We start from the raw sequence: 7400 nt of genomic DNA, 5'->3' as shown, positions 1-7400 counted from the left end.
GCAGTCGCGGTCGCAGCCGCGCGGATATCCCAGTGGTACGGCGCGTCGCCGCTGAGGCGGACGTGCGTGTTTGGACGTGACGGTGTGACCCGCCGACTGGCGGCGGAATGGAGTTGACGACCCGCGATGGAATCACAGGAGCACGGTGCTGCCCGGGCCGAGGGATCGGATTCTCGCCCGCTCTCGGTGGTGGTGGCCGGTGGCGGTACCGCCGGGCACATCGAGCCTGCGTTGGCGGTCGCCGACGCGGTGCGGCGTCTGGATCCCCAGGCCAGGATCACCGCGTTGGGGACGAGTCGTGGGCTGGAGACGTCGCTGGTTCCCGAGCGTGGATACGAGTTGTCGTTGATCCCGCCGGTGCCGTTGCCGCGTAAGCCGGGTGTGGAGTTGGCGAAGACCCCGCTGCGATTGGCCCGGTCGGTGGCAGCCGCACGCAAGGCGCTGGCGGCGGTGGATGCCGACGTCGTCGTCGGTTTCGGCGGTTATGTGTCGATTCCCGCCTATCTCGCGGCGCAGGCGCATCTGCGGGGCAAGCGGCGGTTGCCGGTGGTGATCCATGAGGCGAATGCCAGTGCGGGTATTGCCAACAAGGTGGGTGCACGGTTCGCCGACGTGGTGCTTGCGGCGGTGGACGGTTCGGGGCTCGCCGACGCCCGGGTGGTAGGTATCCCGGTGCGCGGGCAGATCGCCGAGTTGGATCGGATGGCGTTGCGCGCCAAGGCTCGTCATTACTTCGGGCTCGACGAGGACGCTCCGACGCTACTGGTGTTCGGCGGCTCGCAGGGTGCCGCGCAGCTCAATGCGGCGGTGGCCGGTGCGGCCGAGGCGTTGGGTCGCGCGGGTATCGGTGTCCTGCATGCGTACGGACCGAAGAACTCGATCGATCCGGTCTCGCCCGAGGGGGCACCACCGTATCGGGGTGTCGGATATCTCAAGCGGATGGATCTCGCATATGCCGCGGCCGACCTGGTCGTGTGCCGGTCGGGTGCGATGACGGTGGCCGAGGTGTCGGCGACCGGGCTCCCGGCGATCTATGTGCCGTTGCCGCATGGCAATGGTGAGCAGCGGCTCAACGCGTTGCCGGTCGTGCGTGCGGGCGGTGGGCTGCTCGTCGACAACGACGATCTCACCAGCGACTGGGTGGCGCGGGAGGTGCCAGCCCTGTTGTCGGATCCGGAACGGCTGGCGGCGATGTCGGCGGCCGCGTCGGGTACCGGACATCGCGACGCGGCGACCGAGGTGGCGCGGGCGGCGCTGGACCTGGCTGCGCGTTTTCGCGCCGGTGAGCATCGTAAGCCGCTGTCGGCCGCGTTTCGTTCGCCGCTTTCGGCCCCCGAGCAGTGAACAATTGGGGAGTCGGCACGCCTGGTGCCGACGTGAGTTCTCGTGCGGGATCCGGCGATGGAGGTGAACCCATGACCGGCGACGTGTCGGGGTCGGCGGTCGGGGAGCTCCCCGACCACCTGCGCCGCGTCCACATGGTCGGTATCGGTGGCGCGGGCATGTCGGGTTTGGCGCGCATCCTGCTCGCGCGGGGCTCCCAGGTGTCGGGGTCGGACGCCAAGAGCAGTCGCGGCATCCTGGCGTTGCGCACACGTGGCGCCCTGATTCAGGTGGGGCACGATCCCTCGGCGCTGGACCAGATCCCCGGCGGTCCGTCGGTGGTGGTGACGACGCACGCGGCGATCCCCAAGACCAATCCGGAACTCGTTGCCGCGCGGTCGCGCCGGATCCCGATCCTGTTGCGTCCGCATGTGCTGGCGGAGTTGATGGTCGGGTACCGCTCGGTGCTGATCGCGGGCACGCACGGCAAGACCTCGACCACCTCGATGACCGTGGTGGCGCTGCAGCACTGTGGCCTCGATCCGTCGTTCGCGATCGGCGGTGAGCTCAACGAGTCGGGCACCAACGCCCATCACGGCAGCGGGTCGGTGTTCGTGGCCGAGGCCGATGAGAGTGACGGCTCGCTGCTCGAATACGTCCCGGACATCGTGGTGGTCACCAACATCGAGGTCGATCATCTCGACTTCTTCGGCACCGTGGAGCGCTATGTTGCGGTGTTCGACGAGTTCGTTGCGCGGATCAAGCCGGGTGGATCGTTGGTGGTGTGTCTCGACGATCCGGGCGCTTGCGCACTTGCGCGGCGCCACGCGGCGTCTCTGACGCAGCGTGGCGTGTCGGTGCTGGGTTATGGCGCGCCGGAGGTGGAGGTTCCCGACGGCGTGCGGGTGGTGGCGACGATGACGTCGTGGACGCCGACGGCGGCCGGCAGCGAGATCGGTGTGCGCTTCGGCGCGCCGGTCGTCGATCCCGGCGCGGCGGTGGACAGTTCCGCGGACCGCTCGGTGGCGTTGACGATCCCGGGAATCCACATGGCGCGCAACGCGATTGCCGCGATCGTCGCTGCCACCCGTGCGGGCGGTGATCTCTCGGCGGTGATCGCGGGGATCGAGGCGTTCGCCGGTGTGCGGCGGCGGTTCGAATTCAAGGGTCGCGTGAGCATCGACGACGGTGGTGTCGAGGGCGGTGGTGTCGACGACGACAGCGCCGGGCAAAGTTCGGCCGCTGGGGGAGTGGTCGAGGTCTTCGACGATTACGCCCATCATCCGACCGAGGTGACCGCGGTGCTGACGGCCGCGCGTGCCATGGTCGACGGCGACGACTCCGGTCGCCGACGCCGCGTCGTCGCGGTATTCCAACCCCACTTGTATTCGCGCACAGAGGAATTCGCTGACGAGTTTGCTGCTGCGCTCGACCTTGCCGATGCGGTGGTGGTCGCCGATGTGTACGGGGCGCGCGAGCAGCCGGTACCCGGTGTCAGTGGCCGGATGATCGTCGAGCGGATGACGCGAGCGGCGCACTTCGAGCCCGATTTGTCCGCACTGGCAACCACGGTGGCCGGGCTGGTGCGGCCGGGGGACGTGGTGCTGACCCTCGGTGCGGGCGATATCACCATGCAGGGCCCGGAAATCCTTGCCGCACTCGCGCATCGCGCGTCCGGTGGGGATCGTGGTACCGGCGCCGGGGGAACGGGCGGCGGTGAGCGCTGATGCGTGTGCTGCCGCAACGGCGTCGTCCGCGGATCGTTCTCGGCGTCGTCCTGACCGTCGTGGTGGTCGTGGGTCTGGTGCTCATCGCCTACCTGACGCCGCTGATGTCGGTGCGCAACACCGAGATCAGTGACAACCGGACCGTTCCGGGGGCGCAGATCCTCGATGCCGCCGCGGTGGCCCCCGGTACGCCGCTGCTGCAGGTCGACACCGAGGCGGTGGCCCGGCGGATCGCGGCCATCCCGTCGATCTCCTCGGCGCGGGTGCAGCGCAGTTATCCCTCGACCCTGCAGATCATCGTCATCGAACGGGTGCCGGTCGCGGTGGTCCCCGACGGCGACAAGGTGCACGTGCTCGACCGGTCCGGCGTGGGCTATCTGACTTACCCGAACTCCTCGATTCCGCCGGAGATCAAGAAACTCCCGGTGTTGCAGACCGCGACCCCCGGCCCGGCCGATCCGACGACGCGCGCTGCGCTCGGGGTGACCGCAGACCTGCCGCCGCAGTTGTCGGCGCTGGTGCTGCGGGTGATCGCGAATTCGCCGGTGGACATCGAATTCGCGTTGACCGGCAACCGCAAGGTCATCTGGGGTGACGACACCCGCAACGACGAGAAGGCGCGCACTCTCGGCTACCTCCTGAGCCAGAAGGCGACCGAGTACAACGTCTCGGCGCCGAATTTCCCCGCCTTTCGATGAGGATTCGCTGTCGACGCCGTGCGAATCGGTGTCGGGGGACACGAGTTTGGCGACACGCCGGGCCACCTGCTGGCCCACCGGGGTGGTGATGCCTAGCGTCAATCCCAACATCACTACTTGACATAACTCTGAATCTATGGTTGAGGTTTAGGGTTTCGCGATCGACAAGAGGAAGGCGAGCGTCATGACGCCACCGCACAACTACCTGGCCGTGATCAAGGTCGTCGGCATCGGCGGCGGCGGCGTCAACGCCGTGAACCGCATGATCGAGCAGGGGCTCAAGGGGGTGGAGTTCATCGCCATCAACACCGATGCCCAAGCGCTGTTGATGAGCGACGCCGACGTCAAACTCGACGTGGGACGCGACTCGACCCGTGGGCTCGGCGCCGGTGCCGATCCAGAGGTCGGCCGGCGTGCGGCCGAGGACGCCCGCGACGAGATCGAGGAGCTCCTCAAGGGCGCCGACATGGTCTTCGTGACCGCGGGAGAGGGCGGCGGCACCGGCACCGGTGGTGCACCGGTGGTGGCCCAGATCGCCCGCAAGCTCGGTGCGCTGACCGTCGGCGTGGTGACCCGACCGTTCGCATTCGAGGGCAAGCGCCGCGGCGGCCAGGCCGAAGCCGGGATCACCGCGCTGCGCGAGTCGTGCGACACGTTGATCGTCATCCCCAACGACCGTCTGCTGCAGCTCGGCGACGCCCAGGTGAGCCTGATGGACGCCTTCCGCAGCGCCGACGAGGTGCTCCTCAACGGCGTGCAGGGCATCACCGACCTGATCACCACCCCGGGCCTGATCAACGTCGACTTCGCCGACGTCAAGGGCGTCATGAGCGATGCCGGCAGCGCCCTGATGGGGATCGGCTCCTCGCGCGGCGAGGACCGTGCGAAGAAGGCCGCCGAGTCGGCGATCAACTCGCCGTTGCTCGAGGCGTCGATGGAAGGTGCGCGTGGTGTGCTCATCTCGATCGCCGGTGGCAGTGACCTCGGTCTGTTCGAGATCCACAACGCCGCGACCCAGGTCCAGGAGGCCGCCCACGAGGACGCGAACATCATCTTCGGCACGGTGATCGACGACAACCTCGGCGACGAGGTGCGGGTGACCGTGATCGCCGCCGGTTTCGACGGTGGCTCACCGCGCAAGCGTGCCGACGCCCCCGCCGCCGGAGCGGGCAAGGTCGGGGCCGCGCAGGCCGGCGACGTGTCCCGGCCGGCGAAGAACGACCCCCTGTTCGGCGAGATGCCGTCGGGGCAGGGCGATCCCTTCGCCTCGTCGTCGACACCGGAGCGGCCGCGTCGCAACAACGTGACCCTCGACGACGACGACGTCGATGTGCCCTCCTTCATGAAGCGATAGTCATGGGTGGGACCGGTGGACCGGCGACGGCAGCTCGGGTGCGTCGGGTGGTCACCACCCGCGCCGGCGGCAGCTCGCAGGCGCCCTACGACAGTTTCAATCTCGGCGATCACGTCGGTGACGACCCCGCAGCGGTCGCCGCCAATCGTTCGCGGCTGGCCCGCCAGATCGGGGTGGACGAATCCCGGGTGGTGTGGATGGAGCAGATCCACAGCCGCAACGTGACCGTGGTCGACGAGTCGACGTTCACCGCACCCGACGTCGAGAAGGTGGGCCCGTCGATCCGCGTGCCGGCCACCGACGCACTGGTCACCGCCCTGCCCGGGGTGGCGCTCGCGGTGCTCTCGGCCGATTGCGTGCCGGTGTTGCTCAGCGACGACGAGGCCGGTGTCATCGCCGGTGTCCACGCCGGTCGCGTCGGTGCCCGCATCGGCATCGTGCCGGCCACCCTGCGCGCGATGATCCGGCTCGGCGCGCGTCCCGAGCGCATCGGGGCCTTTCTCGGCCCGGCAGCCGGCGGTGAGCGCTACGAGGTGCCCGACGCGATGCAGCGCGACGTCGAGGAGCGCCTGCCCGGCAGCGCCTGCCGGACCGCGAAGGGCACCGCTGGTCTGGATCTGCGGGCCGGTATCCGGCGGCAGTTGCTGGCCGTCGGGGTGAACTCGGTGGCCGTCGACCCGCGGTGCACCATCTCCGACACCGATCTGTTCAGTCACCGTCGCGGCGCACCGACGGGTCGGCTGGCCTCGGTCATCTGGATCGACCGGTGAGCGATCCGCGCACCGAGGAGCTCGCGCAGCGCCTGGCCACCGTGCGCGGGGAACTCGACGCGGCCGTCGCCCGCGCCGGTCGTGCGCCGGGTGACGTCGAGCTGCTGGTGGTGACCAAGTTCTTTCCGGCCGCCGATGTTGCGCGGCTGATCGAGCTGGGAGAGCGCGAGTTCGGCGAGTCCCGCGAACCCGAGGCCAGTCGCAAGATCGCCGAACTCGGTGAGCTCGTCGACAGCAGCGGAGCCGTCTTCGACATGATCGGCAGCGTGCAGACCAAGAAGGCGAAAACCGTTGCGCGCTGGGCGCGTTCGGTGCATTCGGTCGATCGCGACAAGCTCGTCGACCAGTTGGCGACGGCGGCGCAGGCGGCGTTGCACGAGCAGCTGCGCACCGAACCTCTCGGGGTGTTCTGTCAGGTCAGTCTCGACGGTGATCCGACGCGGGGTGGCGTCATCGAGGCGGAGCTGCCCGAACTCGCACAGCGCGTGGTCGCCGCGCCGTCGCTGCGGCTGGCGGGCTTGATGGTCATCGCGCCGACGCACGGTGAGGTGCGGGAGTGGATGGCGACGACCGCGCGCATCCGCGAGGGATTCCTGCGGGAGCATCCGGATGCGACAGCGCTGTCGGCCGGCATGAGTGGCGACATGGCGATCGCCGTCGAATACGGCTCGACATGTGTGCGTGTCGGTACCGCGATCATGGGATCCCGGCCGATACTCTCTCAGTAATCACACAAGTCACACGAGAACCATCGAGAACAGCTCACACACCGGCAACAGCTGCAACACCCGCTCGTGAGCGTCGGATGACCAGAGAGGCCCAGCACATGACCACGATGCAGAAGTTCAAGGCATATTTCGGCATGGTGCCTCCGAGCGAGTACGAGGACGACTACCTCGACGAGCCCGGCCCCGGCCCGGTCCGGGGCGCCGCGCGAGAGCGCGCCTACCGCGACGACTACTACGGCGACTCGTCCTACCGGGAGGAGGCACTCGCCGACTCCGCCTACGGCGATTACCGCGACGCCGGCTACCGGGATCGGGAGGCCGGCTTGGCCGGACGCGATCGCGAGGTCTACGCCGAGGAGCGGCGGTACGCGGTGGGCGGTTACGAGGGATACGAGCCCGGCTACGCCGGCGCGGAGTACGCCTACGCGGGCGGTGGCGTCCGAGCGGCCACCGAAGTGTCGCCCGAGCGGGTGCGTGCCACCCGGCTCGAGCCGTTGCAGCGCTCTAGCGGTGCGACGTTGCGTGCGACCGGCGCCGGGCGGCCGGGCGGGGCCGACCGGGGTGACCTCGAGCGCGTCTTCGCCGACGGCCCGCTGCACAAGATCACCACCCTGCGTCCGTCCGATTACGGTGAGGCACGCACCATCGGTGAGCGCTTCCGTGATGGCAATCCGGTGATCATGGACCTGGTCAACATGACCAACGACGACGCCAAGCGACTCGTCGACTTCGCCGCCGGACTGGCGTTCGCATTGCGTGGCTCCTTCGACAAGGTGGCCACCAAGGTGTTCTTGCTCTCA

Annotated in this window: 7 protein-coding genes; all 7 read left to right on the top strand. The window is 68.9% G+C overall.

From position 1 onward, the window contains the following. Positions 1-126: 126 nt before the first annotated feature. Positions 127-1344 (top strand): undecaprenyldiphospho-muramoylpentapeptide beta-N-acetylglucosaminyltransferase, encoded by a 1218-nt coding sequence (gene murG / locus B1964_RS13335; protein WP_006370503.1) that lies wholly within the window; start codon positions 127-129, stop codon positions 1342-1344. 71 nt (positions 1345-1415) lie between these two features. Beyond that, on the top strand, positions 1416-3050 hold the full coding sequence (gene murC, locus B1964_RS13330; protein ID WP_079930105.1) for a UDP-N-acetylmuramate--L-alanine ligase: 1635 nt from the start codon (positions 1416-1418) through the stop codon (positions 3048-3050). After that, positions 3050-3748: an FtsQ-type POTRA domain-containing protein gene (locus B1964_RS13325; RefSeq protein ID WP_079930103.1), complete on the top strand. Its 699-nt coding sequence runs from the start codon at positions 3050-3052 to the stop codon at positions 3746-3748. Before murC ends, B1964_RS13325 begins: the two co-directional genes overlap by 1 nt. Positions 3749-3932: 184 nt before the next feature. Then, positions 3933-5102 carry a cell division protein FtsZ gene (gene ftsZ, locus B1964_RS13320; RefSeq protein WP_006370500.1) on the top strand — a complete coding sequence of 390 codons (1170 nt, stop codon included), beginning with the start codon at positions 3933-3935 and terminating at the stop codon, positions 5100-5102. A 2-nt stretch (positions 5103-5104) separates the two neighbouring features. Next, the gene (gene pgeF / locus B1964_RS13315) at positions 5105-5872 is read left to right on the top strand and encodes a peptidoglycan editing factor PgeF (RefSeq protein ID WP_079930102.1); all 768 of its coding nucleotides are present in this window, start codon (positions 5105-5107) and stop codon (positions 5870-5872) included. Further along, the gene (locus B1964_RS13310) at positions 5869-6600 is read left to right on the top strand and encodes a YggS family pyridoxal phosphate-dependent enzyme (protein ID WP_006370498.1); all 732 of its coding nucleotides are present in this window, start codon (positions 5869-5871) and stop codon (positions 6598-6600) included. The genes pgeF and B1964_RS13310 overlap by 4 nt, the downstream gene beginning before the upstream one ends. Positions 6601-6698: 98 nt before the next feature. Next, on the top strand, positions 6699-7400 hold a 702-nt coding region (gene sepF, locus B1964_RS13305), incomplete at its 3' end, for a cell division protein SepF (RefSeq protein ID WP_139765724.1).

The sequence above is a fragment of the Gordonia sp. i37 genome (genome assembly GCF_002043085.1).
Lineage (GTDB): Bacteria > Actinomycetota > Actinomycetes > Mycobacteriales > Mycobacteriaceae > Gordonia > Gordonia polyisoprenivorans.
This window is presented reverse-complemented; position numbering and strand designations above follow the sequence as displayed.